We start from the raw sequence: 21,434 nt of genomic DNA, 5'->3' as shown, positions 1-21,434 counted from the left end.
GTGGTCAGTGCCCTGCGTTGAGGGCGCGGCGCTGGGCGGCGGTGACGAGTTCGATGGCCTGGTCGGCGGTGCGGCAGACGCGCTGGTTCCAGTCGCCGATGAGGGCGTTCCAGCCCCTCCCCCGCAGTTCGGCGAGGACGTAGCCGGCGGCCTGGTGGGCGGAGTCGATCGTCCCGACGCCGAGCCCGACGACGGTGGTGCAGATGGCGCCGCAGATGCAGCGCCTGCCGCGCCCGTCGCGGAGCTGGTGGGGCTTGTTTTGCCAGCCCCATTTGCGCAGGATTTCGGCGGCGACGGCGAGTTGGGTGGACGGCTTGTGGGAGAGGTCGGCGCGGGTACGGTGCGCCCAGTCGGGCAGGGCGCGGGCGATCCGGCCGGGGAGGCGGACGTCAACGGCGGGGCGGGTGCCGTGCTGGGGCAGGGAGCGGAGGGCCTCGTCGATGAGTTGCTGGGTGGTCTTGGTGGCGAGGCCGCGGGAGTAGTCGGCGGTGATGCCGGCCCACGCTGCCCGCTCGGGCTCGGTCAGGGTCGGGGCGATTCGCGCGGCGGCCTGGTCGAGGGCGGCGGCGGTCAGCGTGGGCATATTGATTCCTGTCTGCTGCTGATGGGTGGTGGATGGCGGGGCGCCCCTGGTTGCTGGCAGGCGGTGAGGGGCGTCCCGCGGCGGTTAGCTAGCGGGCGTCGATCCCGGCGGTCCTGTGCTTGGAGCAGTTCTTGCCGTACTCGACCCGACGCTCCTTGCGGTTGCCGGTCCGCTTGAGGATCAGGTAGCAGTCACAGCAGCGGCACTCCCAGATGCCGGCCTCGACGGCTTCCATGGCCGCCCCTGATGCGCAGGTGATGGAGTTGATCGTGTCGCGGCTGGTGAAGACGACGGTGTGGTTGCGGGCCATGCTGGGTCTCCTTCGGTTGGTGGTGCGGTTCAGCGGTCCACGACGGGCTTGTCGAGGCCGAAGCTGACGATGTCGACGGTGAGCATCAGGCGGCCTGCGCCTTCGCCTTGCCAGTGCCCTGGCAGTCGGGGCAGGTGACCTTGACGTGTTCGCTGCGGAATGCGGTGTAGAGGGCGCCGACTCCGGAGCAGTGCCAGCAGAGGCCGCGCTTCTTCGCCTCGTCGGGGTGGAGGGCGCCGTTCTGGGCCTCCCACTGGCGGTCGGTCATCTTGGTGCGGGGATGGATCTTGGGCATGGCGATCTCGATTCGCGTCGATAAGTGGGTGGTCAGGGGGTGGTCGACCCCCGGTCGTTGGGGGTTTTGCCCTGGTCTGCCAGGTGGTCGAACTGCGCTCAGGGCGGTCGATCGACCGAGTGGCGCAGCATCAAGACCACCCAGCAGACCGGGGCATATGGGTGGATAACCACCCTCCGACCACCCCGATACGCTCCTTTTGCCCTACTTGCTGGCGCCAGCCGAGGCGATCTGCTCGCGGGTGTAGCCGTTGCCGTTGGTGAGGTTGTCGACCGCGCCGATCTTGCGGGTGTTGCCTGCGCCGGCCTCCCGCAGGCGGGTCTGCAGCTCGCTCTTACTCAACTGGCCGTACCGTTCCGGACGGAAGTCGGCGAGCAGCTCCAGAAGACGCTCACTGCGAGCCCGGTCAAGGTTCGCCTTATCCAGGACGTCGAGGCAGTCACCCAAGAGCGTCGCGCCCATTTGGGCACTGGCACTGGCCTTGCTGTACTGGAGCGCGTCGCCGGTCAGCATCCCTGCCTCGATCCGCAGTTGACGTCCCCGCCGGCAGATCTCCGTGAAATCAGGCAGATCGATCACGTCAGCCTTGAGGGTGACGTGCCCTTCCTCGGCCCCCTGGTCGAGAACGACGACGCCTTGAGAGTCCTCGCCGAGCAGGTGCGGGGCGGCACCGTTCGCGACGGCATCGTCGCCGAGGACCATCTTGGCGCTCTTGTCTCCCTTGACTCGGAAGCTGCCGCGCTTGCTGCAAACCTCCCGCAGCTTGGTGGGCACCGAGTCCGCATCGGGGCGCTGGGTGATGAAGACGCCCATGCCGAGAACGAAGCGGGTGACGCGGACGTACCGGGCGAAGAATTCGACCATCACGTCCTTGGCGGAGCGGGTCTTGGCCCTGCGGTCGGAGTCGTCCAGCTCGTCCTCGACCGGCACCTGCACGAGCGCGGCGCCGTCGAGCAGTTCTTGGAGCTCATCCACGATGAGGAGCACCGGCCCCATCCCGTTGCTGGCCATCTCCGGCGTGATCTTGCCTTCGGGGCAGGCGTCCGGATCGGTCTCGAAGAGCCGATCCAACTCAGTTCCGCGGTCCTGCATCTCCGAGATGGTCGTCTCCATCACGCGCAGGGCCTTGCGGATGATCTGCGGTGTCGCGCCGGCAATCCACTGGTGGGCGATGTGCCGCAGTGGCGCCCAGTCCGGACCGGTCTTGCCGGTGATTACGATGATCCGCATGGTCGGGTCGAGGGCTGCTGCTGCCGCGATCAGTCGAGCCAGATAGGACTTGCCGTAGTTCATCAGGCCGCCGATGAGGAGCGACGACCAGATCAGGTGAAGGGTGTGCAGGACGGCCCGAGCGTCGGCCCCCAGAGGGACGCCGTCCTTCCAGAAGTTCCACTGCTCCGCTGCGATCAGCGGCGACGGGGTCTTCCCCGTGCCGTAGGGATTGTCGCGGTCGGCTACCCACAGGACGAACCGTCCTTCGTGCCCTTCGTCGCTGGAGTCTGCGCTCATCTGGATGCGGGTCTTCTTGATACGCAGGGCCGACGCAAGGTCAGCCACTTTGCCGATCGCGGCTGAAGCTTTGGCTCCGCGCGGGAGTTCCACGGTTGCGGTCCATCCCGGACCGTCGGGCCGGATCACGCCGGTGAGGTGTGTCTCGTCGCGCTGCGCCTCGCTGATGATTCCCGCCTTTACCAGTGCGGTGACCAGGTCCGCTTCGCCTCGGATCGGCCCTGCGTCGCGCTTCACCAGGCCGACTCGCCCGGCAGCGAGTTCGGTGGCCTGGGGCGCGCTCTCTTGAGGTTCGATGCTGGGCCGGCCGTGCCAGGCTCCGACCGTCATGGCGCCGAGCAGCATGAGCAGGTCGACCCAGAGTCCGCCTGTGGCCGCTCCGACCGCGCCGCTGGTAGCCGTTGCCGCCGACCATCCGCCGGTCTTGAGCCAGTGCCAGCGCTTGTGGAGCCGATAGTCGGCGCGGCGCGCCCGGACCAGATCCTTCGCGGCGGCTTCGGCTGCCGTGTCACCGGCCGCCGCCTTCAGCTCCGCCTTCGCCGAATGGATCATCTGTGGGAAGTCGTCACGCCGCGCCTCCAGCCACCGGCGGCCGAGGTTGCGGTAGCCGCGGACACTCCAGCCGATGTACAGCCGGTTCTCGGCGGCGTGCTCCTGGGCTCGGGTGGCGAGCTGCTTGCTGGAGTCGATCCATGCGGGTCGCAGGGTCTCGCCCTGATGTTCGACGACCGCGCCCTCAATCGGCTTCACGAGGCTGAGGTTCGGGCGGTCGCTGGCCTTTTCGGTGCGCATGAATTCCGGGACGTCGATGTCGTTGTGTGTGTCCGCGGAGGGGGTGTGAATAGCCATCGATCCGCTCCTCAGATGGTCTTGTCAGATGACGTCGTGTCGGCCTGTTCGAGGGCGGCTTGCTTCTTTGCGGCGTCGCAGTACGGGGGCGCGTCACCGACCCGCCGAAGGGGCGGCGTGCCCCCGTTGAAGCGGCGCCCGTCTGGGGTCTCAGGGTCCTTCTTTGCGCGGGGGGCCTTTTGGGATCCGACCTGCGACGAGTCGCCCAGTATCGGCAGCTCGGTGATGGTCTTCATGCGGGCCTGAGCGGCGCGGCTTTGGGCCTCGATTTCGGGCCGGATTCCGACCACCTTGGAGCCGGTGACGCGGTACCAGGCGTCCGCCCAAATCTGCTCGGTGACGTACTGGGAGCCACGCGCGGACCGGAGGGCTTCGGCGACCTCCCACACATCCTTGTGGTGCTTCCGCCGGTCCTCGTCTTTGCGCGTCTGCTCTACATCCGCCCGCAACTGCTGGTCGGCCTTTTGCTTCTCCACCCGCTTTTCAGCATCAGCCTTTTCCTGCTTCACCCTCGCTCGCTCGGCGGCTTCCTCCTTCGCCTTGCGGTCCGCCGCGCGCCGCTCACGCCAGGACGGAATACCATCGGCCTTCTGTGCGATGCCGTGCTCGTAGGTCATGAGGACGATCGGCCCGCCCAGGGAGGCGAGGGCGCCGATGATGCCAGCGTTGGGACCGATGGACGCATCGTTGATGCCGTGCCACAGGTTGATGCCGGCCGCGATGCAGGCGCCGATCATGATGCCGATCCGGTACGGCATGACGTCCCGCCGGTGGGCAACAGCCCACGCCGCACCGAAGGCCATCGCCAGCGCCAGGCCCTCCAGTAGCGCCGGCGCCGCAACCAGGAACGGGCGCTCGTCATCCCAGAAGGCGAGGAACTGGATGGGCGCAGCGATGATCAGGCCGACGGCGTAGATGCCGCGGGCGCCCCACTTCCAGATGCGCTCGCTGCGCTGCTGCTCGGCGACGAGGGCGGCTTCCTTGGCTTCCTCTTCCTCGGCGGCCTTGCGGGCTTTCTCGGTGGCAGTCTCGGCGGCTTCCTTCCGGCGCTTCTGCTCTGCAAGGAACGTGCCGTGGCTAGCCTGGTCCTTCTCCAGCTTGAGGCGGTTCCGCTCGTTGACCAGCCGGAGCCGCTCGGCTTCCTCGGTCGCCTTGATCTTCTCGGCTTCGACTTTGCCTTCGGCTTCGATCCGGCGGGCGTCGGCTTCGGCGGCGGCGCGGTTACGGATCGCCTCCGCCTCGGCCAGGGCTACCGGGTCAAACCGCGGCTCGTCGGGGGCGCCGGCCGTGCCGTTGACCTGCTTGATGGCGGTGGCCATCGCGATCATTCCTTTCCGGGTGAGATGTGCCGTGTCAGGCGGTGGTCATCCGATCGAGGCTGTAGCCCCGTTCGAGCAGGGCGGCACCGAGCGCGTCCTTGGCTTCGTCGGCAGTGATCCGGATCTGGTGTCGCCCCTGCACCAGGACGACGACGTCCTCGGGGCTGAGGCGAGCAGTGCGGTCGACGATCAGCATGGGGGTGATCAGGTGGTAGGCGGCGTTCATGATCTGCCGGTGTCGGCGCTTGGCTTCACGGGTCTCGGCGTGCTTCTTGAACATGGCTGGCTCCTAGGCGGCGGTGTCGTAGTCGCGGGCCGGGCGGGGTGCGGGGATCTTGGTGCGCTGGTCTTCGATGGCGCCGTCGCCAGCAACTCCGGCGACGATGAGCACGCCGATCGCGATGCGAATACCGATCGGGGCGTCGAGGCCCGTGAACCAGGCCAAGCCGGCGATCACGAGGGCGACGCGGAGGCGGGTCAGGCCGAGCAACAGTCCGAACTGCATGGCGGTGTCCTTCGGGGTGAGGGTGGGTGCTGCGTCGGATCTCCAGGGCCCGCGTGCGAGACGCGGGCCGAGGGCTACCGATCAGCGGCTTCCAGCTGCTTCCCGGTGCAGGCGGGCTTTGGTCTCCATCTCCTGGCGGGACGGGACGGCGCGCCCGCCAGTACCGCAGGAGCAGGTGAAGTTCCAGTTGCCGAAGCCTGCGTCGTAGACCGTGGTCTCGTGCTTCTTCCGGAACAGGGGCATAAGGGTTCCTCTCGTGTTGAGTGCGGGGCAGGCGGCGAGGGCTACCGGCGAGCGGTCAGCGGCGGTACCAGGGCACCGACTTCTCGGCGGCGACGACGCGGTCGTGGTCGACCAAGTACTCGGGGCTGTCGGCGTCCGTGTGGCGGGCCAGGTCGCGCTTGGCGTCCTTGTGGTCGGCGATGGCCTGCTTCTGCTCGGCGGTCTTCTTCCAGCCCATGTCGGGCTCCTTCCAGTTGGGGCAGCTGGTCAGTTAGCGGCGCTGAGTTCTTCTGCGTAGAAGCCGGGGATTCCCTTGACTGCCTCGGCGAGCCGGCCGTCGATGCCCTTCACGCCGAGCAGGCCGCCGGACTTGGAGCCGTCGTCGACGACGGTTCCGGTCTTGCCGCGGTAGCGGGCGTTGCCAGGGTTCGGGTTGGTGACGGTGACCCGGTCGCCCTTGCAGAACATCAGCGGCCCGTCTCGAAAACACTCAGTTCGTGGGCGGTGCGGCCGCTACCCTTGGCCTCGATTTCGCGGCGGGCCTTGACGCGCGCCTCCTCTCGCGTGGATGCCTCGACCTGTCCGGATCCTGATCCGACGCGGCGCTCCCCGAGCTTCGTTTCGACGACGGTTGCGTTCCAGGTCCACTTCGCCATGATGTTCAACCTCCTGTGTGGGCTCGGGTCTGTCCCGGCTCCCTGCGGGCCCGGCGCCAGGCGGTGCGGTCTGGCGTTGCTCCGGGGCCACAGGCAGCGGTCAGTCCGCGTGGGTTCGGCTGCAGTTGGCGGTCGAGATGCTGGTGACGATCCGCTGGCCGCGGGGCACGGAGTCCGTGAGGCTGGTCTGCAGCTGGCAGCCGCAAAGCGGGCACTCCCACAGGTCGTCGTCCCAGACCGGGCCAGCACTGCGGCGCTCCAGGGAGGTTCCGAGGCAGCAGGTGGTCTTCTGCGGCACGATCCCGGCACCCACGGCGATGGCGGCCATCAGCGGCGGGCCTTGGCGCGGCGGCTGTTGCGGACCTTGATGATGTCCGCCGGGGTGGCGTACACGGCGTCGTCGTCGCACTCGAACTTCGGACGGATGTGCCGTTCCGGCTTCTCGGAGTAGACCGGCCCGTAGTTGAGGCACAGGCCCTGTGCGGACATGGATCCGCTCATCGCTCCACCGGTGAAAACCTGCCGGTGGTCGAAGACGATGCTGCTCCATACCTCCTCGTCGCCCCACGGATTGACCGTGGTCTCGATGTAGTAGTAGGTCTCGCCGAGCACTACCTCGCGGGCAAACTTCTTCGCGCCGCGCTTGCTGCGCTCCCAAACGGTCATGACTGTCTCCTCAACTCGGTGATGCGGGGTGGGTGGTGGCGGGTCCGGGTGGCCGGCTCCCCGCGGTCCCGGCATGGGGTCCGGGGCCACAGGCAGCCGGTCAGCGGCGCTTACGGGCGAGCTGGTCCTTCAGGTAGTTCGCCTCCGCCTGAAAGTTCTCGGCGCGGGCGTTCCAGCCGTCTTCGCTGATGCCGTAGATGGGCTGGCCTGTGGCGGCGACCTTCTGGGCGTTCTCCTTACACATGTCGGCGGCCTTTGCCTCGTCGCGCATCTGTCGCTCCACGCTGCTGTTGCGGCTGAACAGGCCCATGTGGGCTCCTTCCGGGTTGATGGATTGGGTACTGCGCGCCCCGGGCGGGATTCGGTCCCGCGCCCTCACGGCTGGGTGCCGGGGCTGTGAGCGGCGGTCAGGCGGCGACGAGCTTGGCGGCGTAGTCGCGGATCTCGGCGTCGGTGCATCCGTAGTCGCGAGCCAAGTTCTGGTACTTCTCGTAGTTGGCGCGGTGCTCGTCAGTGAGCTGGTCACCATTGCGCTCGTTCGCCTGCTTCAGCCCGTAGGCGACAGCCGCCCAGTGCAGGGCCTTGCTGCGGTCGTCGGTCAGGTTGTCCCACATGGACATGAGGTCTCCTCGGTGATCGGTGATGCGGATCGGGTGCCGGTCAGGTGACAAGGCGAGCAACCGCAGCAGGGGCTGGAGGCTGGCTGCGACTTGGCCAGCAGTTGCCGGCGGGCGACGGTGACGGCCGCGAAGGCGAGGGCGGTGACGACGAGCCCGGCCAGATGGAGCCACATCAGGCGGCGGCGAGGTAGGCGGACTGGCCGTGGCTGCGGATGGTGCGCAGGTCGTCCATGACGCGGGGGCGGGACGGGTAGGCGCGGTCCCGGTCGATGGCCTCGACGATCAGTCCGGACATGGCGTCCTCGTCGCCCTTCGACCAGGCGGCGGAGAAGCGGGTGACGAGGTCGACGTGCGCCTCGTCGGTGACGGTCTCGACTCGCTGCCGGTAGGCCTCGGCGGTCTCGGCCTCGATGCGGGCGGCGGACAGGACGTCGTCGGACGGGGTCTTGATGAGGGTGAAGATCGGCTTCGACATGGGGTGGTCCTCTCGGAAGGTGTGGGCGGTGGCAGGGGTATTGGTCGTGGCCTCGGTGGCGGTCAACTCGATCTCCTTGTCAGTGCGGCGGAAGAGGGATCGCAGAAGGGCTACGGGCATGGCGGCATGGCCTTTCGGCGAGTGGTGCACGAATGGGGTGGAGTGGTGGCCGCGCTCGGGGGCTGGGGGTGGACACCCCGAGCGCGGCAGACTTGGGTCTAGCGTCGGCGAGCGGCTTCTTCGCCGATGGCGTGGACGTCGAAGCCCTCGGCGGCGGCGTCGGCTTCCAGCCGGTGCGATTCAGCTACCGCCGCCTGCCAGAACGGGTCCGCGGTGTGGTCCCGGCCGCGGGCATTCAGGTCGGCGGCAATACGGCGACACACGTTCATCTGGTTGGCAGCGGCGTCAAGGTTGGCAGCGGCGCGGGACCGGTCATCGATCTGGCTCTTCATCCAGGCGGGAAGCGGCATGGCGGTTTCCTCGGGCTAGTTGATGCGGTGGATGGCGGTGGGCTTCAGAGTGAGAGTGGTGCCGCCGCGGTTGATGCGGTGATGCAGGCGGTTCGCTTTCACCGCGGCCTTCTCGACCGCCTCGTCCGCCGTTTCGGCGCGGACGCTGTACGTGTACTGGCCGCCGACGCCGGGGCCTTCACCGCCTTCACGGGTCACAGTCCAGCGAGCCATGGCATGCCTTTCAGCTACAGGTGAGAGGGGGTGGAAAGCCACGCCCGCGAACGCCGGGAGTCCGCTGCGGAAGCGGCGGCAGGGCGGGCGGGGTATCGGCCCGGTCGTGGCGGGGCTCAGGCTCGGCCGGCACGGCTACCAGTCCCCGAAGGTGCAGACCGGGCCACAGTCGGACCGCCGGCAGTCGTGAGCCTTGATCTCGACAGTCGAGAGTTCGCCCCGGTGGGCCGTCGACCAGCGGACCGGCCCGGCGCCGTCCTTCAGCTCCTGGCAGCGCAGGCAGTCGTCCACGTGCCGGCCGAAGTTCGGCTTGTGTGAGTGCTTCGTGGCCATCAGGCCACCGCCAGCTTGATCGCGGTGGCGACAGAGGTCTTGCCGCGCAGGGCGGTCACACCCGACGAGCGGCGGGCCGCATCCGCGTCACCCAGCGACTCGGCCAGACGGGCCGACGGGCGAGGGCGGACGTAGGAGCTGGCTGCGTGAGCGGCGACATCGGCCGCCGACATGGCGGGGGCGGCGGTGCTCATCGCGCACCCCCGGAGATGATCGCGATCAGGGCACGGAAGGTGGCAACGTGCGCTTCGAACTGGTCGGCGACCGCCGTCGCGGCCTCGGGGCTGAGCTGCGCCACCTCATCGCCCACCGCATCGAACGCGATGAACGGCTTCGTGGTAGCCGGGTCCCCGGCGAACGGCCAGGAGGAGATGCGGGCGGTCAGCACCTGCTCGACGCCCTGGTGGCTCGGTGCGGTCAGGGAGATCGCGTCGCCGTGATGCGACACATCCTCCAGCGACCGGTACGCCTCGGAGTGCGGGTGGGTGCACCACGGCGGGCAGTCGACGGTGACCTGCTGGCCGCGGACCAGGACAGCGACGGTGCCGTCGGTCTGGGTACCCGGGGTGGTGCTGGCGTCGACCTGGTGGTCGACGTCGTTGCGCTGCCCAGTAAGCTGGGATGTAGCCATCAGGATCTCCCTAGCAGGTGCCTGTTGGTGAGGGCCGGCCTGCGATGTAGGAGTCGCAGTGTCCGGCCCGTTTTCAGTTGTGCGCGCAGCTCGCGGACTAGGTCCGGTAGGAGTGAGCCGCTTCTTCAAGTTCGCACTTGAAGCGCTTGATGAAGAAGCTAGACCCCTCCCGCAAGTCATGTCAAGCGGCAGCTTGAAACCGGGTGTGGCGGGCTCTAAAGTCTGGATATGACCGAGACCCCAGCCGAAGCGATCGCGACATACGCAGGCTCCACCCTCCGCGCTATCGACGATCCGATTCAGCGCTACGAGGATTCGAAGCGCGCCGAGGTCTCCTTCGATGCAGAGCTTCGCGACCTCCGAAGAGAGATCGCAATCGAGCTGAAGCGCGAGCAGGGCAAGACGTGGCGCGAGATCGGTGAAGCCATGGGCGGGGTCAGCCCGCAGCGAGCCGAACAGATTTCGCGGGGCGTCTGATTCGGAATCCATGCTTCGAGTCAACGCCGGATGGTCTCGGTCGACCATGAGCCGCAAGTGCGGCACCAGTGCAGTTGATTCACACCTGACGGGGGCGAGCCGCCGTGAACGTCATCGACGAGTGGAGCGGCAGGCATGCCTGTGCTCTCCAGGCCGCGATGCGCGCGACGAATGAACAATTCGCGCGACGCCTTGGGGTTGCTGTGCGTACCGTCGCCTCGTGGCACAGCACCCCGGGAACTGTCCCTCGCCCCGAGATGCAAGAGGCCCTGGACACGCTGCACGAGCAGGCCAATGAGGCAGTGCAGCGGCGCTTCCAATCGCTGATGCACCGGGCCGTAACGACAGACGCCCAGGCACTCCAAGTAGCCATCGCGGTCGCGGTCCGCGGCGACGAGATTCTCCTCGTCTGCCGGCGAGGTGGCGCCGGAATCACGTGGCAGTTCCCGGCCGGTGTCGTGAAGCCGGGCCACATTCCCGATGCGGTTGCAGTGCAAGAGACTCACGCAGAGACGGGAGTTCACTGCTCGGTACGGCAGCATCTAGGAAGTCGGCTTCATCCCGTTACGGGCGTGGTCGCCAACTACTTCCTCGCGGACTACCTGGCCGGCGAGGCGCGGAACGTGGATCCACTGGAGAACACAGACGTGGTGTGGGCTCCGATCAAGAGCCTGACGAAGTTCATCCCGCTCGATTCGATCTATCCGCCCGTGATGGCGGCCTTGGAGGGGACCCGTGAGTGACCAGACCGCCGATCAGCCGGGCATCAGCGCCGGAATCATCGTGCAGGGCGACCGTGTGCTGATGGTGCGGCGCCGAGTGAAGGAGGGGAAGCTGTCCTGGCAGTTCCCTGCGGGCGGCATCGAGGCCGGCGAGTCGCCGGAGCAGGCGGCCGTGCGCGAGACCGAGGAGGAGACCGGCCTGACCGTCGAGGCGGTGAAGACTCTGGGCGACCGCGTGCACCCGAACACCGGCCGGCTGATGCACTACGTCGCCTGCGCCCCGGTCTCCGGCGAGGCGTATGTCGCCGACGAGGAGGAGCTGGCCGAGGTGGCGTGGGTCGCACACGGGGAGATCACGGACTATGTGCCGTACCCGCTGGCGCCGATGGTGCAGGAGTACCTAGACGCCGAGTTGGCGCCAGCCGAGTAGCCGCTGAAGGACGCGAAGAAGCTCCCGCCCCGGGAAGGAACGGGCAGGGGCTTTCTGGATCACCTGCCTAGTCCGGGTCGCTGCTGGCCAGGTTGACCGCGAGCGCAATGTGGGGGACGGCGCTCAGGCAGAGCTCCGCCGCCCTGCCCGGATCGGGCGCGGTGCGCGCCTCCTGCAGTGCCAGCAGGCCGGTCAGCACCGCGGAGTCGACTGCCTCGTCGAGGACTTCGTCCGCGGTGAACTCGCCGCGGGCCACCAGCTCGCGCACCTGGGCGGCCGCTTCCTCCGGATCGTTCAGCCACCGTGCGGCGACCTCGTCGCTGGCGCTCACCAGGTCCATCGCGGCGGACTGCTCCACCGTCGGCAGCGGAACACCGTACTCACCTGGGGGGCTGGCCGGCTCCACGAGCTCCTGGCCCTCTGCCACGGCGCACCGCGCGGCATACGTCCGCCGGGCTTCCCCTCGCTCCCACGCCACGGCGGCCGGCCACCGGGTATCGTCCTCGGCGCGGGCCAGGTCGAGCAGGGTGGCGGCAGCGAGGCTGACCTGGATACATGGGAGGACGGTTACCTCCACGGCCTCCTGGCTGGGTGGGGCGGCGGCGATCGGCTGGTACACGGCGCCTGCCGCTTCGGCGCAGGCGCCGATCAGCTCGGTCAGGGCGGCGATCAGTCGCGCGTTGCGGCGTCGGCGGGCGGGCAGGTCCAGGCGGTCCGGTTTCGCGGTCACCTCCCGCACTATGCCGTGCGGCACCCGCCCCCTGGGCATCTTTCGGCTCACTGGTCTGCTCCTGAGCTCGGGTGGGGCCTCATCCGTTCGCCCACACCGCCGTTCACCCCTTCACGCCCCTGCCGAATCCGCGGTTCCGCTGGCAGGCTGTCGTCCTTCTGACGAGGGGGCTGGGATGGCATTGGCGTGTCCGCGGTGTAAGCACGACGGGGTGCTGGACCTGCCGGAGTTCTGGAAGTCGTTGCCGCGCGAGTCGGAGTTGCGGGGGAAGTACGCGCAGCCGGCCGAGTACGTCGCGCAGTGGCTACTGCCGGTCGGCGCGGCCGTGTTGGGCGTCGTGCTGCTGGCGACGGGCCAGGTAGCGGCTGGCCTTCTGCTGCTGGCCGGTGGCGGCGCTGTGGGTTTCTGGTTCTCCCGGCTGGCGTCGGCGGCAGAGGAGGCGCGGGAGCGTTGGGCGCGGTCGATGTACTGCCGGGCGTGTCCGGCGACGTTCCTGCGGAAGGACGCGGTGACGGTCTGATCCGGTGTGCGCAAGAGGCCCCGCCCGGCATGGGCGGGGCCTTTGCTTGTCAGCTCACGCTCTTCAGGCTGCGGTAGCGCTGCTTCAGCTCGGCGTACACGTCGTCTTCGGTATCTACAGCGAAGGCTGGTACCCAGGTGTCCTCGACCCCTGGAGCGATGCCTTCACGGGCCGGCTTGCCTGCTTCGATCTGTGTGGACCATCTGGCCCAGCACGGGAGGGCTACGAGAATCCAGACGTTTCCCTTAGAGCGCTGTTCGACGATCTTAATGTGGCCGTGGACGATTCCGCCGTTGCCGGGCAGCTTGACTTCACACTTGGGGTGCGGTTCTGGTACATCGAAGCGGGTGGTCGACGCGGTCACGAGACGAGTGCCTTTCCTGGCTCGGCGACGTCTTCCCAGCCTTCGATGGCGCAGCGGATGAAGGTCTCGAAGTGGGAGTCTCGCCGGTCGAGGAGGTTGTGAACGGTGAGCATGAGTTGCCAGGCTGCGTCGACGTTGATGTCGCTGCCGTCAGGGAAGTGTTCTTCCAGTGCACGCCCGAAGTAGCTGCTGAAGTTGAAGGTTCGGGGGCGGTTGGGCGAGGTCGACTTTCCGTATGCCGCCAGGGCCCCTTGGAGGAACCAGCCGACTTGCTGACGCTCGAGGAGGGACTCAAGGCACCCAAGGAGTCGCAGTGCCGGGCCGATGGCCTCGGGGTGCGCTGTGTGGTGACCGTAGTGGTCGCGGAGGGCGAAGCCGGTGGCTTCCTTGACGGATAGGCGCATAGCGCAGAGGTAGCGGCCTGGGCGCGTCGCTGCCAACGCGGCTCGCGAGTCGCGCCTGCAGGTTGGTCTCACTGAGTGACGGTTGAGTGCGCGGAATGCGAGGAGCCCCGCCCCTTTCGGGCGGGGCTCCTTTGCCGTCAGCTCCAGTCAGTCCGCGGGGTCGTCGATGTGCTTGAGCTTCATACGCGCCTCGACGAGGTCGGGCCCGCTGAGCGTGCCCCAGTGTGGGTGGGTGTGAAGCTGCGGGATGAGGTCGTGGAGCCGCTGCCGCAGTTCGATCACACGGGCCTTGTCTTCGCTGCTCCAGCCGGCGGAGGCCTCGCGCCGGCGTTCCCGCCAGTAGCCTTCGCCGGGCTTGTCGTGCCAGCCGTCGATGGGCTCGGGCGGGTCGGGATGCTGGTCGAGGAACGTCTTGAGGTCGGCGTAGGCCTGGTGGACCTGGCGCTGCAGCTGGACGAGATCGTCGGGGAAATCGGTGCTCACGGCGGGATAGTACTCGCCGGGCCGAACAAGAGTGCGGAGCGGCGCCGAGACACCGTGAGTCACAGATCGGTCACGTGGCCAGCTCTTATTCCCGGCCGCTGGGATGCTCCGACCATGACCGACATCTCCGAGCCCGACCGGGTACCTCCTCGACCCTCCGACCGCCCCAATGCCCCGCGGCCTCAAGCTCCTGCGGCGCTGATATGGGTGGGGGTGTTGGGCGTAGCCGCGGTGGCGCTCGGCGTGCTACTCGGCTTCTCCCCTGTCGGCGACTGCGGTTCGCCATGGTCCCCTGACACCAGCCAGGTGGAGAGTGGCCAGCGAGTCGACGCGTTGACGAACGCGATGGCAGGCTTGCCGCGGGAGCAGCAGGCGGATCCTGCTGTGCTCTGCGATGCACGGTTCGGGTCCCGCGGGACGTTGGCGACGGGGCTGACGGTTCTGGGTGGACTGATGGCGGCCGGTGCACTGGTGGTCAGGCACCGCGGGTAGGTCGCTGGACGCCGAGCGGCCCCCACCCAAGTTGGGTGGGGGCCGCGGTGTGCGTAGTCAGCTGAGGTCGAAGATGTCGAGGACGGCGAGGGTTTTCTGCCCGTAGCTGACGAAGATCATGGCATGTGCGCCGTCGATTTGGATTTGCCGGTTCCATTCGTCGGCTTGGCCGCGGGGTGCGGTGTGGCCGATGGGGTCGTGGCAGGCGGCTTCGAGGGCGACGGTGAGGGTGCGGCTGACGGCCGGCGGGAGCTGGTCGTGGAGAGAGTCCACGCCGGGGTCGTAGATGAGCCGGAACAACGCGCTGACCTCCAATAGGTCTGCCTGAACACGGGCCGGGTGAGGTCGGCGTTCAGCAGAGTATCGGATCGGCGACGGTGCGTGACCAGCTTCTGGGGGTTAGGCGGCACCTCGGTCGGCCCGGATCTTCGCGGCCTCCTGCTGGATCCACTCGGTGCAGTCCACCCACTCGCCGGGGAGTTCTTCGCCGCGGGCGTCGGCGGCGGCGAATTCACGGCCGCGCTGCTCGGCCGCGAGGATGCGGGTGGCGATGCCCTCCCACCGCTCGAAGACGGGGACGAGCTGGTCGACCGGCGCCTTGTTGATCTCTCCGAGGAACTTCTTGGAGAGCGTGGGGTTGCCAAGCGCTTCGCAGATGGCCTCGATGGTCCACGGCGCGGCGTCCATGGTGCCCTCCCGTTATGGAAATGCCATTCGTGATTCGTGTCGCACCCTAGCGCACTGACCAGTACGCAACCCGAACGAATATGCCTTTGGCATCAACCACTGCGAGGAGTGATCTCCCGGCCAGTGGTCTCTCCCGGCCCCGCCTGCCGCGGGATGATCGGCCAGGCGCCTTCGACGACCGCGCCGGGGTTCGTCTCCCGGAAGTGCACCTGCAGGGAGGCTGCCTGCTCTGCGGCCCATCCGATCTGTGCCTGGTGCAGCTCGTCGAGGCTCATGCCGGCGAGCTGCGGGTAGCTGCTGCCCTGCCGCCAGGCGACGCGGCAGGCGGCGATGGCGTCGGCGTCCGCGGAGTGCGCGTCACCGAGCGGCACGGCGTAGTGCGCGCATAGGTGGGTGAGGGTCCGCTTGCCCTTGCGATACCGGTCGACCTGCTTGTCGATCACGTAAGGGTCGATGACGCGGAGCTGGCCGCGCCGTTCGACCAGCGCCGTCATCCCGTACCGCTCGGCCTCCCGGTCCAGCAGGGTGAGGTCGTAGCGGGCGTTCATCGCCACGATCGGGACGCCTTCCATGGCGGCGTCGGCGAGGGCGTCGAGGATCTCGTCAACGGCCGCCCGCAGTTCGACGCCCTCCGCCCTGGCCCGCTCGGTCGTGACGCCATGAATGGCGGCCGCCCCGTCGGGGATCTCCTCCCCGTCCACGTCCGTCAACCAGCTGCGGCTCTCCACCGGCTGGTCGCCGCCGCATCGCACCACGCAGGCGGTGACGATGCGGGCGGTCAGCGGGTCGGGGCTGGTCGTCTCAAGGTCGAAGCCGACCAGCCGGCCGAGATGCCAGGACATCACACCTCCGTGTATCCGGGCCGGTCCGAGTAGGCGGCGGCGAGCATCCGTACTGCCGCGCGCAAGGAGTTCACGGATCCCGTCATCAGTGCGTGCAGCTCCTTTCCGGGCTCGGTGTTGCGCAGCGCGACTTCGGCGCTCTCCAAGGCGCGCAGCACCTGCCGCTTGGCGTCGATCTCGCGCAGCGCCCGCGCCGGATCGTGGGCGGCGATGTGGTCGGCGTCTGCTGTCGTCAGGGCATCGGTCATCCAACTGTCCTCGACGCCGTAGTAGACGCCGCGCCGGCCGTCGGTCGACCAGTTGGGCGCGTGTGCCGCCCGCGCGATCCGCTCGTCCTCGTCGAGCTGCTCGCCGAACCATTGGATCAACTCATCCATCACGCCTCCTCGCTGTCCGGGCCGGGGCAGATGAATAGGTAGGGCGGGTTGGTGCCGTCGCATGCGGGACAGTCCTCGGCGTTGCCGCCGACGTGCACGGCTGGGGCTGGCTCGGGCGGCCCGTCGAGGGCGCGGACGGTGGCGCACGGCCAGGTGATGTCGCCGTGGTTGGAGCACAGGTCGCAGTAGTCGGCGTCGGGCACGTACTTGTGTAGGGAGTGGATGCGCCCCCGAAGTTGGTCAAGGTCGGACTGCAAGACCTCCGTCACCTTGTTGCTGATCCAGTCGACCCACTCGCCGATCCGCTCAGCACCCGGGGCGTCGAACAGTTCGGCGTCCTGGAGGCCCATGAGCATGGTGGGGCGGATGGCGTCGGCGATGCGCTGCCGCAGTTCGTCGGTCACCGCGCCCCCTCGGTCTGCTTGCTGTCGATTCCGGTGCATTCCCCGGGGCGGTGCATACCGTCGTGCGCACACGCGATGCACCAGGCGGAGACGGGGGCGAATCGGCAGGGACATGCCTCGGCGGTCACGAGACGGTCGGCGGTGGACTGTTCGGTCACTGCTCCTCCTCGGTGGTGTCGCTGCCGCGTTGCGCTTCTGCCCGGTGCTGGTCCTGCTGTTCGGGGGTGAGCTGATCCCATGGCGGCGCAGCGCGCTGGGGGTTGATGTGAGCTGCGCCGGCCAGGCCGCGGGCGAGCTGCTCGACCTGCTCGTCGGTGGCCTGCTCGGGGTGGGTACTGGTCACTGCTGCTCCTGTTCGGCGTCGGACCGCTTCCGGGTCTTCAACGGGAGCTTCTGGTAAAGGTCGCATCGACTGTTGTGCCAGGTGGCGAGCCGGTTACCTGTCTCGCAAGTGCACGTCAGGCCCCAAGCATCACGAGACGTGGGACGGGCGGGGCTGGCGGTCATGGGGTGCTCCTAGCTGTTGAGGTATGCGTGTGCGGCGGCGCGGGCGTCTGCGCTGTGGCCATTGCGGATGGCCTGGAGGGGAGCGTCGTCGTTCAGGTGGGGGTTCATGCCGATGAGCCATGCGGCGGCCACGTAGGAGCCTTCGCGGTCGGCGATGAGCTGGTGGAGTGCGTGGGCCTGGTCGCGGTGCTCGTCGGTGTCGAGCCAGCCGGTGAGCGTCGGGCCGATGGCGGCAACGAGGGCGTGGGTGGTCACTGGTCACCCCCGAAGATCTCGGGGTGGCTGGCCTTCCAGTCGAGCCAGTGCTGCTTCGGGTCGCCGGAGATGGTGTGCACGCGGTCCATGACCTGCTCCAGCGTCAGCGGGCCGCTGTCCCTCGGCTGCGAGTTAGGCGGGGTGGGCACGAACGTCGGCCCGTAGGTCCAGGAGCAGCGGCGGTAGCCCCAGTCGTCGGTGCCGTACTTGATGAACACGATCGTGTTCCAGCCGGAGTCCACGTCGAGGGGGCGCTGGTCCATCTTGCGGGTGTAGCCCTCGTTGCCGAACCAGTAGTGCCGGTGCTCCTGGAGGAACGAGACGAGCATTTGCGCCTCGGGGTCGGTGGGGCGTTCGGCGCTGGCGAACGGCCAGGGCGGGTCGAATGCACAGTTCGGGTCGGCGTGGAGGAACGCGGCGACGTAGTGCCAGCTGGGGTTGAAGCTGTTCACCACGGGGATGCGCAGCTTGGTGAGCGGGTCGTCGCGGTCGGCGTCCGTACCGAACGGCCAAGCGGTCTTGATGGTCATGACTGTTACTCCGCCTTCCAGGTGCCGTTGCTGTCGCGGGTCCAGCGCAGCCACTCGTCCCAGCAGCCGGCATTCCACTTCTCGACGATGATTCGGTTGGCCTGGGTGGTCGCCTTGTGTTCGGCGACCGCGTCCTGCGTCGCGGCCTCGGACCGCTGCGGGTAGTCGTTGCCGGCGATGACGAGGCGCCACGGCTTAGACGAGCGGCGAGTGTTCACGGCTTCCCCTTCGATGGCGCTGCAGGCATCTGGTGGGCGTGGCATTCCTGCCCCTTGCCCATGGGAAGGCCGAGGCAGGTGCAGGGCGGCCGGTCCGGGTAGACCCCGGCGATCCACCGCCCGCACGAGCAGTGCTGGCCCTCACGGATGTAGCAGTGCCGGTGGTGCCCGGCGTACTCGTCGGCAGTGTTGCTGCTGCTCATGCCTGCTCCTCGTCGGGTTTGAGCCGGTCGGCCATGGTGAGCAGGGCTCGGGCTGGTTCACCGGACCAGTCGTGGCCCTCGCTGCGCACCACCTCGGCGTCATGCTGGCGGACTGCCCGCTCGAACAGGTCAAGCTCCTCGCGCGCAGCGTCGGCAGCCCAACCCGGAAGACGGATGAGGGTCTCGTGGATGGCGCGGCGCGCTTCGGCCACCGCCTTCTCTGCCTGCTTCAACTCGGCGCTCACTGCTGCTCCTTCTTGATCCGCTGGCCGCAGGCGCGGCAGTTGACGGGCGCGCTGTCGTCGAGCCGCTGGTCCTTCGAGACGGCCATGTAGTCGCAGGCCGTCACCAGGTCGGGCCCGCCGTTGACCGGGCGGGCAGCGTGTGTGTTCCTGCCGCCGTGGAGACGGATGCGGTGCGGGAAGTCGCTCACGATGTGGCTCCTCGGGTTGGGTGGCCCGCCCCACACCGGGGCGGGCGGCGGTTCAGACGGCTTCGGCTTCGGCTTCGGCGTAGTCGGGGTCCAGGTCGTGGTCGACCCAGTAGCGCTCGTCGTCCAGCGCGACCTCCCGTATCGACGGCTCCGGGAAGAGCGGAACCGGGGCGGTCATCGAACGACCTCGGAACGGGCGGCTTGCAGCGCCTCCCGGTGGGCCTCCATGGCCTCCTCGCGGGTGTCACTGCGCACGTCACCGGCGTCGATGATGTGCCTGCCGATGCGCTTGCCGGTGTGGCGTCGGTCGGCGTGGTCGTCGAAGACGACGGTGCTGTACCGGCGGAAGCCGATCTGCACGGTCGAGACGGTCAGATCCTTCACATCGGACGTGACCTTGGTCTGGCGAACAGTCTTGGGGAACACGGCGGACTCCTTCGAGGTAGAGCGGGCGGGAAGCGGGAGGGGCCGCCCCGCGGTGGGGCGGGGCGGCCGGTGGTGACGAGTGGCGGTCAGGCGGCGGCCCACAGCCGGTCGGCGGCCAGGCCATATGCGGCAGCCATGATCTGCCGGGCCCGGGTAGCACCCACCTGCGCAGCCAGCCGAATGCACGGGTCCAGGCCCGCGGTCCGGTCGTCGACCATGTCGGCGAGCAGTTCAGGCTGGAGGGGCAGGGACGGCAGGTGGGTCAGCCCCTCCTCGTCCTCCACGACCTCGACGGACGGGGACTCGGCACGCAGCAGCTGGCCGAGGGTGTGGGCGGCCCGGTCGGCGAAGTCGCGGCTGCAGAACGGGCCGAACGCGACCGTGGCGTGGCCGGTGCGAGCCAGGGCGACGGAGAAGGGGGCAGTGGTCATAGCGGACTCCTTCGAAGCGGTACGAGGCTGGGTGGTGGAGTTGGTCTAGCCGGCCTCCATGAGGCGGTGGCCGACGATGCGGTCGATGCGGAAGGTGCGGGAGACAGCTGTACGGGCGACGGATCCAGCGGCGGCGAGTGCGGCGCGGATTGTGCGGCGAATGGTGATGCGCATGGAGTCCCCCTCGGGTGGCGCGAATGCGGTGAGTGCGCCGGGCGGGAGTCGAACTCACCCACCCCGGTGGGACTTCTGGCGGCGCCGGATGAGTCAGCAGCAGAGGCAGGACAGCCACTCGCCGAGGAGCTCGTAGCACTGGCGCTGGCGGCTCCAGCGGTGCACCGTCAGCGCCCCGTCCGGCCCGTACTCGCGGCGGAAGTAGAAGGCGCGGCCGTCGATGGCGGCGATCCAGGCGAGATGGCCCGGGTCGCTCGGCTCGATGGTCCAGGCGGTGGTGACCGGCGCCTTGTGGCCCTCCCGCTCCTCGGCCAGGTACTGCTCGACGGCGGCGATCAGGTGGGTGACCTCGGAGCGGATCGCGGCCTCCCTGACTGGCGGGGTGAGGGCGGTGCTGGCGGTGATCGAAGCGAGCCTCATGACGTCTCCCCTGCGGTTGGTGCGCTAGCGGTGAGTGCGCCGGGCGGGATTCGAACCCGCCAACCCCGTGGGGCCTCCAACGGCGCCGATTGGGTCGACTGTCAGACCGTGCGCCAGGCGATGGCAGTCCCGGGGCGTCCCGCGCCAGCGGTCCAGACGGTGCCGTCGGCCATGGTCACGGGGCGGACGTTGCGGGCCATGCGGGCGGTGTAGCTGGTGGCCTTGACGACGACGAACTCGGCACCGTTGATGGCCTTGACGATCTGCATGGTGGTCTCCTCTGCGGTTGGTGCGTGGCGATGACTCCTCCACCCCTTGCCCCGAGGTGTAGCTACACCGTACAGTTGGGTGTAGCTACACCGCAAGTCATTCATCGAAGAATCTGTAGCTACACCGACGAGAGGAGGTGTAGCCCACCGAGAGGAGATCGCTTTGCAGCCCGTAGCTACACCTAGATACGGTGCGATCATGTCGCCCAATGCGCCCAAAACCCCACCGCGCCAGATCCGGATCGGCGACGAGTGGTACGCCTTCGACAAGGCGGCGAAGTCCATGGACACCGAGCGAGCAGCTGTCATCCGCGAGTTCATCGCCTGGTACCTCCGCGAGCCCGGGGCGAAGATTCCGAAGCGCCCCGAGCGCGCCGCCTGGCACGAGGAGGCCGGCGAATGAAGCACGCCGACCGCACAGCTCTCTATCGCCTGTACGCCAAGCGCAAGCGGTTGCTCTACATCGGCATCAGTCGCAACCCAGACGTTCGCTGGGGGCAGCACTCCCTGACGAAGGATTGGTGGCACGAGGTGGAGCGCCGGGAAGTCGAATGGTTCGACACGCGGAAGGAGGCCGAGGAAGCGGAACGCCAGGCGATCAAATCCGAGGACCCCCGCTGGAACACACAACACAGGACGGCACCGCTCGCTCCACCTAGGTTCGGTGCGCCAGCGGACCACCTGAAGGTGTTCGCGACGTACAAGCAGGCACTCGAAGAACGCCGAGCGCTGGAGCCGAAAATCAAGGAGATCGCCGTCAGGGCGCTGCGCCGGGGAGCCTCGGTCAACCAGCTCTCCAGCCTGACGGGCCTTACCCCCGAGGTCTTCCGCCGCATCCGCGACGCGCACGACATCCCCGTCGACCCCCGCTACCAGAGCCGGGCCGAGCTCGCCCGCGCCCGCAAAGCCGCGGTCAGCAAAGACGACGCCTGACCTGCCCCGCCCGAGCCGCACGCCGCCCAGCAGCGTGCGGCTCTCGC

Annotated in this window: 50 protein-coding genes; 6 read left to right on the top strand and 44 right to left on the bottom strand. The window is 68.4% G+C overall.

Annotation, left to right across the window (positions count from 1 at the left end; genetic code table 11):
- Positions 1 to 4: 4 nt before the first annotated feature.
- From ACF088_RS07675 to ACF088_RS07575, 21 genes are all read right to left on the bottom strand, one after another.
- Positions 5 to 583 carry a hypothetical protein gene (locus ACF088_RS07675; RefSeq protein WP_392374486.1) on the bottom strand — a complete coding sequence of 193 codons (579 nt, stop codon included), beginning with the start codon at positions 581 to 583 and terminating at the stop codon, positions 5 to 7.
- An 88-nt stretch (positions 584 to 671) separates the two neighbouring features.
- A complete protein-coding gene (locus tag ACF088_RS07670; RefSeq protein ID WP_392374485.1) occupies positions 672 to 893 on the bottom strand; it encodes a hypothetical protein in 222 nt (73 codons plus the stop codon).
- A gap of 85 nt (positions 894 to 978) precedes the next feature.
- The gene (locus tag ACF088_RS07665) at positions 979 to 1,188 is read right to left on the bottom strand and encodes a hypothetical protein (RefSeq protein WP_392374484.1); all 210 of its coding nucleotides are present in this window, start codon (positions 1,186 to 1,188) and stop codon (positions 979 to 981) included.
- A 204-nt stretch (positions 1,189 to 1,392) separates the two neighbouring features.
- Positions 1,393 to 3,546: a hypothetical protein gene (locus ACF088_RS07660; RefSeq protein ID WP_392374483.1), complete on the bottom strand. Its 2,154-nt coding sequence runs from the start codon at positions 3,544 to 3,546 to the stop codon at positions 1,393 to 1,395.
- 11 nt (positions 3,547 to 3,557) lie between these two features.
- Complete coding sequence (locus ACF088_RS07655) at positions 3,558 to 4,865, bottom strand: hypothetical protein (RefSeq protein ID WP_392374482.1); 1,308 nt, start codon at positions 4,863 to 4,865, stop codon at positions 3,558 to 3,560.
- 34 nt (positions 4,866 to 4,899) lie between these two features.
- Entirely contained in the window at positions 4,900 to 5,145 is a 246-nt protein-coding gene (locus ACF088_RS07650) for a hypothetical protein (protein WP_392374481.1), read from the bottom strand.
- A gap of 9 nt (positions 5,146 to 5,154) precedes the next feature.
- Positions 5,155 to 5,370, bottom strand: coding sequence for a hypothetical protein (locus tag ACF088_RS07645; protein ID WP_392374480.1), 216 nt, complete (start codon positions 5,368 to 5,370; stop codon positions 5,155 to 5,157).
- Positions 5,371 to 5,451: 81 nt separating this feature from the next.
- Positions 5,452 to 5,613, bottom strand: a complete 162-nt coding sequence (locus ACF088_RS07640) for a hypothetical protein (protein ID WP_392374479.1) — start codon at positions 5,611 to 5,613, stop codon at positions 5,452 to 5,454.
- Positions 5,614 to 5,668: 55 nt separating this feature from the next.
- Positions 5,669 to 5,830, bottom strand: coding sequence for a hypothetical protein (locus ACF088_RS07635; RefSeq protein ID WP_392374478.1), 162 nt, complete (start codon positions 5,828 to 5,830; stop codon positions 5,669 to 5,671).
- Positions 5,831 to 5,859: 29 nt separating this feature from the next.
- Positions 5,860 to 6,060 carry a hypothetical protein gene (locus ACF088_RS07630; RefSeq protein ID WP_392374477.1) on the bottom strand — a complete coding sequence of 67 codons (201 nt, stop codon included), beginning with the start codon at positions 6,058 to 6,060 and terminating at the stop codon, positions 5,860 to 5,862.
- Positions 6,060 to 6,248, bottom strand: coding sequence for a hypothetical protein (locus ACF088_RS07625; RefSeq protein ID WP_392374476.1), 189 nt, complete (start codon positions 6,246 to 6,248; stop codon positions 6,060 to 6,062). Before ACF088_RS07625 ends, ACF088_RS07630 begins: the two co-directional genes overlap by 1 nt.
- Before the next feature lie 100 nt (positions 6,249 to 6,348).
- Positions 6,349 to 6,576, bottom strand: a complete 228-nt coding sequence (locus ACF088_RS07620) for a hypothetical protein (RefSeq protein WP_392374475.1) — start codon at positions 6,574 to 6,576, stop codon at positions 6,349 to 6,351.
- Positions 6,576 to 6,914 (bottom strand): hypothetical protein, encoded by a 339-nt coding sequence (locus ACF088_RS07615; protein ID WP_392374474.1) that lies wholly within the window; start codon positions 6,912 to 6,914, stop codon positions 6,576 to 6,578. The genes ACF088_RS07620 and ACF088_RS07615 overlap by 1 nt, the downstream gene beginning before the upstream one ends.
- A gap of 100 nt (positions 6,915 to 7,014) precedes the next feature.
- On the bottom strand, positions 7,015 to 7,224 hold the full coding sequence (locus tag ACF088_RS07610; RefSeq protein WP_392374473.1) for a hypothetical protein: 210 nt from the start codon (positions 7,222 to 7,224) through the stop codon (positions 7,015 to 7,017).
- A gap of 97 nt (positions 7,225 to 7,321) precedes the next feature.
- Positions 7,322 to 7,534, bottom strand: coding sequence for a hypothetical protein (locus ACF088_RS07605; protein ID WP_392374472.1), 213 nt, complete (start codon positions 7,532 to 7,534; stop codon positions 7,322 to 7,324).
- Positions 7,535 to 7,706: 172 nt separating this feature from the next.
- Positions 7,707 to 8,129, bottom strand: coding sequence for a hypothetical protein (locus ACF088_RS07600; RefSeq protein ID WP_392374471.1), 423 nt, complete (start codon positions 8,127 to 8,129; stop codon positions 7,707 to 7,709).
- 98 nt (positions 8,130 to 8,227) lie between these two features.
- Positions 8,228 to 8,479 carry a hypothetical protein gene (locus ACF088_RS07595; protein ID WP_392374470.1) on the bottom strand — a complete coding sequence of 84 codons (252 nt, stop codon included), beginning with the start codon at positions 8,477 to 8,479 and terminating at the stop codon, positions 8,228 to 8,230.
- A gap of 15 nt (positions 8,480 to 8,494) precedes the next feature.
- Entirely contained in the window at positions 8,495 to 8,692 is a 198-nt protein-coding gene (locus ACF088_RS07590; protein ID WP_392374469.1) for a hypothetical protein, read from the bottom strand.
- Positions 8,693 to 8,827: 135 nt separating this feature from the next.
- Positions 8,828 to 9,025 carry a hypothetical protein gene (locus tag ACF088_RS07585; RefSeq protein ID WP_392374468.1) on the bottom strand — a complete coding sequence of 66 codons (198 nt, stop codon included), beginning with the start codon at positions 9,023 to 9,025 and terminating at the stop codon, positions 8,828 to 8,830.
- Positions 9,025 to 9,219, bottom strand: a complete 195-nt coding sequence (locus ACF088_RS07580; RefSeq protein WP_392374467.1) for a hypothetical protein — start codon at positions 9,217 to 9,219, stop codon at positions 9,025 to 9,027. The genes ACF088_RS07585 and ACF088_RS07580 overlap by 1 nt, the downstream gene beginning before the upstream one ends.
- Positions 9,216 to 9,656 (bottom strand): DUF6907 domain-containing protein, encoded by a 441-nt coding sequence (locus tag ACF088_RS07575; RefSeq protein WP_392374466.1) that lies wholly within the window; start codon positions 9,654 to 9,656, stop codon positions 9,216 to 9,218. The genes ACF088_RS07580 and ACF088_RS07575 overlap by 4 nt, the downstream gene beginning before the upstream one ends.
- A gap of 228 nt (positions 9,657 to 9,884) precedes the next feature.
- Here ACF088_RS07575 and ACF088_RS07570 point away from each other — a divergent pair, with 228 nt between their 5' ends.
- The 3 genes from ACF088_RS07570 (at position 9,885) to ACF088_RS07560 (ending at position 11,285) form a co-directional block, all read left to right on the top strand.
- On the top strand, positions 9,885 to 10,133 hold the full coding sequence (locus ACF088_RS07570) for a hypothetical protein (RefSeq protein WP_392374465.1): 249 nt from the start codon (positions 9,885 to 9,887) through the stop codon (positions 10,131 to 10,133).
- Between the two features lie 104 nt (positions 10,134 to 10,237).
- Positions 10,238 to 10,876, top strand: coding sequence for an NUDIX hydrolase (locus tag ACF088_RS07565; protein ID WP_392374464.1), 639 nt, complete (start codon positions 10,238 to 10,240; stop codon positions 10,874 to 10,876).
- On the top strand, positions 10,869 to 11,285 hold the full coding sequence (locus tag ACF088_RS07560) for an NUDIX hydrolase (RefSeq protein ID WP_392374463.1): 417 nt from the start codon (positions 10,869 to 10,871) through the stop codon (positions 11,283 to 11,285). The genes ACF088_RS07565 and ACF088_RS07560 overlap by 8 nt, the downstream gene beginning before the upstream one ends.
- Positions 11,286 to 11,352: 67 nt before the next feature.
- Here ACF088_RS07560 and ACF088_RS07555 read toward each other — a convergent pair whose 3' ends face one another.
- The gene (locus ACF088_RS07555) at positions 11,353 to 12,015 is read right to left on the bottom strand and encodes a hypothetical protein (protein WP_392374462.1); all 663 of its coding nucleotides are present in this window, start codon (positions 12,013 to 12,015) and stop codon (positions 11,353 to 11,355) included.
- A 175-nt stretch (positions 12,016 to 12,190) separates the two neighbouring features.
- Here ACF088_RS07555 and ACF088_RS07550 point away from each other — a divergent pair, with 175 nt between their 5' ends.
- Positions 12,191 to 12,535, top strand: a complete 345-nt coding sequence (locus ACF088_RS07550) for a hypothetical protein (RefSeq protein WP_392374461.1) — start codon at positions 12,191 to 12,193, stop codon at positions 12,533 to 12,535.
- A gap of 49 nt (positions 12,536 to 12,584) precedes the next feature.
- Here ACF088_RS07550 and ACF088_RS07545 read toward each other — a convergent pair whose 3' ends face one another.
- From ACF088_RS07545 to ACF088_RS07440, 22 genes are all read right to left on the bottom strand, one after another.
- Entirely contained in the window at positions 12,585 to 12,899 is a 315-nt protein-coding gene (locus ACF088_RS07545; protein ID WP_392374460.1) for a hypothetical protein, read from the bottom strand.
- Positions 12,896 to 13,303 (bottom strand): hypothetical protein, encoded by a 408-nt coding sequence (locus tag ACF088_RS07540; RefSeq protein WP_392374459.1) that lies wholly within the window; start codon positions 13,301 to 13,303, stop codon positions 12,896 to 12,898. Before ACF088_RS07540 ends, ACF088_RS07545 begins: the two co-directional genes overlap by 4 nt.
- A 147-nt stretch (positions 13,304 to 13,450) precedes the next feature.
- Positions 13,451 to 13,786, bottom strand: coding sequence for a hypothetical protein (locus tag ACF088_RS07535; protein WP_392374458.1), 336 nt, complete (start codon positions 13,784 to 13,786; stop codon positions 13,451 to 13,453).
- A 549-nt stretch (positions 13,787 to 14,335) separates the two neighbouring features.
- The gene (locus ACF088_RS07530) at positions 14,336 to 14,578 is read right to left on the bottom strand and encodes a hypothetical protein (RefSeq protein ID WP_392374457.1); all 243 of its coding nucleotides are present in this window, start codon (positions 14,576 to 14,578) and stop codon (positions 14,336 to 14,338) included.
- Between the two features lie 99 nt (positions 14,579 to 14,677).
- Positions 14,678 to 14,965: a hypothetical protein gene (locus tag ACF088_RS07525; RefSeq protein ID WP_392374456.1), complete on the bottom strand. Its 288-nt coding sequence runs from the start codon at positions 14,963 to 14,965 to the stop codon at positions 14,678 to 14,680.
- Between the two features lie 92 nt (positions 14,966 to 15,057).
- The gene (locus ACF088_RS07520; protein WP_392374455.1) at positions 15,058 to 15,807 is read right to left on the bottom strand and encodes a 3'-5' exonuclease; all 750 of its coding nucleotides are present in this window, start codon (positions 15,805 to 15,807) and stop codon (positions 15,058 to 15,060) included.
- Positions 15,807 to 16,184 (bottom strand): DUF6221 family protein, encoded by a 378-nt coding sequence (locus ACF088_RS07515; RefSeq protein ID WP_392374454.1) that lies wholly within the window; start codon positions 16,182 to 16,184, stop codon positions 15,807 to 15,809. Before ACF088_RS07515 ends, ACF088_RS07520 begins: the two co-directional genes overlap by 1 nt.
- A complete protein-coding gene (locus ACF088_RS07510; RefSeq protein WP_392374453.1) occupies positions 16,184 to 16,588 on the bottom strand; it encodes a hypothetical protein in 405 nt (134 codons plus the stop codon). The genes ACF088_RS07515 and ACF088_RS07510 overlap by 1 nt, the downstream gene beginning before the upstream one ends.
- Positions 16,585 to 16,746: a hypothetical protein gene (locus ACF088_RS07505; RefSeq protein WP_392374452.1), complete on the bottom strand. Its 162-nt coding sequence runs from the start codon at positions 16,744 to 16,746 to the stop codon at positions 16,585 to 16,587. The genes ACF088_RS07510 and ACF088_RS07505 overlap by 4 nt, the downstream gene beginning before the upstream one ends.
- A complete protein-coding gene (locus ACF088_RS07500; protein ID WP_392374451.1) occupies positions 16,743 to 16,931 on the bottom strand; it encodes a hypothetical protein in 189 nt (62 codons plus the stop codon). The genes ACF088_RS07505 and ACF088_RS07500 overlap by 4 nt, the downstream gene beginning before the upstream one ends.
- Before the next feature lie 173 nt (positions 16,932 to 17,104).
- Positions 17,105 to 17,350: a hypothetical protein gene (locus ACF088_RS07495; protein ID WP_392374450.1), complete on the bottom strand. Its 246-nt coding sequence runs from the start codon at positions 17,348 to 17,350 to the stop codon at positions 17,105 to 17,107.
- A complete protein-coding gene (locus ACF088_RS07490) occupies positions 17,347 to 17,880 on the bottom strand; it encodes a hypothetical protein (protein WP_392374449.1) in 534 nt (177 codons plus the stop codon). The genes ACF088_RS07495 and ACF088_RS07490 overlap by 4 nt, the downstream gene beginning before the upstream one ends.
- A 5-nt stretch (positions 17,881 to 17,885) precedes the next feature.
- Entirely contained in the window at positions 17,886 to 18,098 is a 213-nt protein-coding gene (locus ACF088_RS07485) for a hypothetical protein (protein ID WP_392374448.1), read from the bottom strand.
- A complete protein-coding gene (locus ACF088_RS07480) occupies positions 18,095 to 18,301 on the bottom strand; it encodes a hypothetical protein (protein WP_392374447.1) in 207 nt (68 codons plus the stop codon). Before ACF088_RS07480 ends, ACF088_RS07485 begins: the two co-directional genes overlap by 4 nt.
- Positions 18,298 to 18,546: a hypothetical protein gene (locus ACF088_RS07475; protein ID WP_392374446.1), complete on the bottom strand. Its 249-nt coding sequence runs from the start codon at positions 18,544 to 18,546 to the stop codon at positions 18,298 to 18,300. Before ACF088_RS07475 ends, ACF088_RS07480 begins: the two co-directional genes overlap by 4 nt.
- A complete protein-coding gene (locus ACF088_RS07470; RefSeq protein ID WP_392374445.1) occupies positions 18,543 to 18,734 on the bottom strand; it encodes a hypothetical protein in 192 nt (63 codons plus the stop codon). The genes ACF088_RS07475 and ACF088_RS07470 overlap by 4 nt, the downstream gene beginning before the upstream one ends.
- A 52-nt stretch (positions 18,735 to 18,786) precedes the next feature.
- Positions 18,787 to 18,912, bottom strand: a complete 126-nt coding sequence (locus ACF088_RS07465; RefSeq protein ID WP_392374444.1) for a hypothetical protein — start codon at positions 18,910 to 18,912, stop codon at positions 18,787 to 18,789.
- Complete coding sequence (locus ACF088_RS07460) at positions 18,909 to 19,160, bottom strand: hypothetical protein (protein WP_392374443.1); 252 nt, start codon at positions 19,158 to 19,160, stop codon at positions 18,909 to 18,911. The genes ACF088_RS07465 and ACF088_RS07460 overlap by 4 nt, the downstream gene beginning before the upstream one ends.
- 86 nt (positions 19,161 to 19,246) lie before the next feature.
- Positions 19,247 to 19,591 (bottom strand): hypothetical protein, encoded by a 345-nt coding sequence (locus tag ACF088_RS07455; RefSeq protein ID WP_392374442.1) that lies wholly within the window; start codon positions 19,589 to 19,591, stop codon positions 19,247 to 19,249.
- A gap of 45 nt (positions 19,592 to 19,636) precedes the next feature.
- The gene (locus tag ACF088_RS07450; RefSeq protein ID WP_392374441.1) at positions 19,637 to 19,765 is read right to left on the bottom strand and encodes a hypothetical protein; all 129 of its coding nucleotides are present in this window, start codon (positions 19,763 to 19,765) and stop codon (positions 19,637 to 19,639) included.
- Positions 19,766 to 19,858: 93 nt separating this feature from the next.
- The gene (locus tag ACF088_RS07445; protein ID WP_392374440.1) at positions 19,859 to 20,185 is read right to left on the bottom strand and encodes a hypothetical protein; all 327 of its coding nucleotides are present in this window, start codon (positions 20,183 to 20,185) and stop codon (positions 19,859 to 19,861) included.
- A gap of 101 nt (positions 20,186 to 20,286) precedes the next feature.
- Positions 20,287 to 20,454 carry a hypothetical protein gene (locus ACF088_RS07440; RefSeq protein WP_392374439.1) on the bottom strand — a complete coding sequence of 56 codons (168 nt, stop codon included), beginning with the start codon at positions 20,452 to 20,454 and terminating at the stop codon, positions 20,287 to 20,289.
- Between the two features lie 199 nt (positions 20,455 to 20,653).
- Between ACF088_RS07440 and ACF088_RS07435 the strand changes: the two genes are divergently transcribed.
- Together ACF088_RS07435 and ACF088_RS07430 are read left to right on the top strand one after the other, a co-directional pair.
- On the top strand, positions 20,654 to 20,857 hold the full coding sequence (locus tag ACF088_RS07435) for a hypothetical protein (protein ID WP_392374438.1): 204 nt from the start codon (positions 20,654 to 20,656) through the stop codon (positions 20,855 to 20,857).
- Entirely contained in the window at positions 20,854 to 21,387 is a 534-nt protein-coding gene (locus ACF088_RS07430) for a GIY-YIG nuclease family protein (protein WP_392374437.1), read from the top strand. The genes ACF088_RS07435 and ACF088_RS07430 overlap by 4 nt, the downstream gene beginning before the upstream one ends.
- The last annotated feature ends 47 nt before the right edge of the window (positions 21,388 to 21,434 follow it).

Origin of the sequence: Streptomyces sp. NPDC015125 (assembly GCF_043080045.1) — a bacterium.
GTDB lineage: Bacteria > Actinomycetota > Actinomycetes > Streptomycetales > Streptomycetaceae > Streptomyces.
Note: the sequence above shows the minus strand (reverse complement) of the source record. Positions and strands in the feature narration are given on the sequence as shown.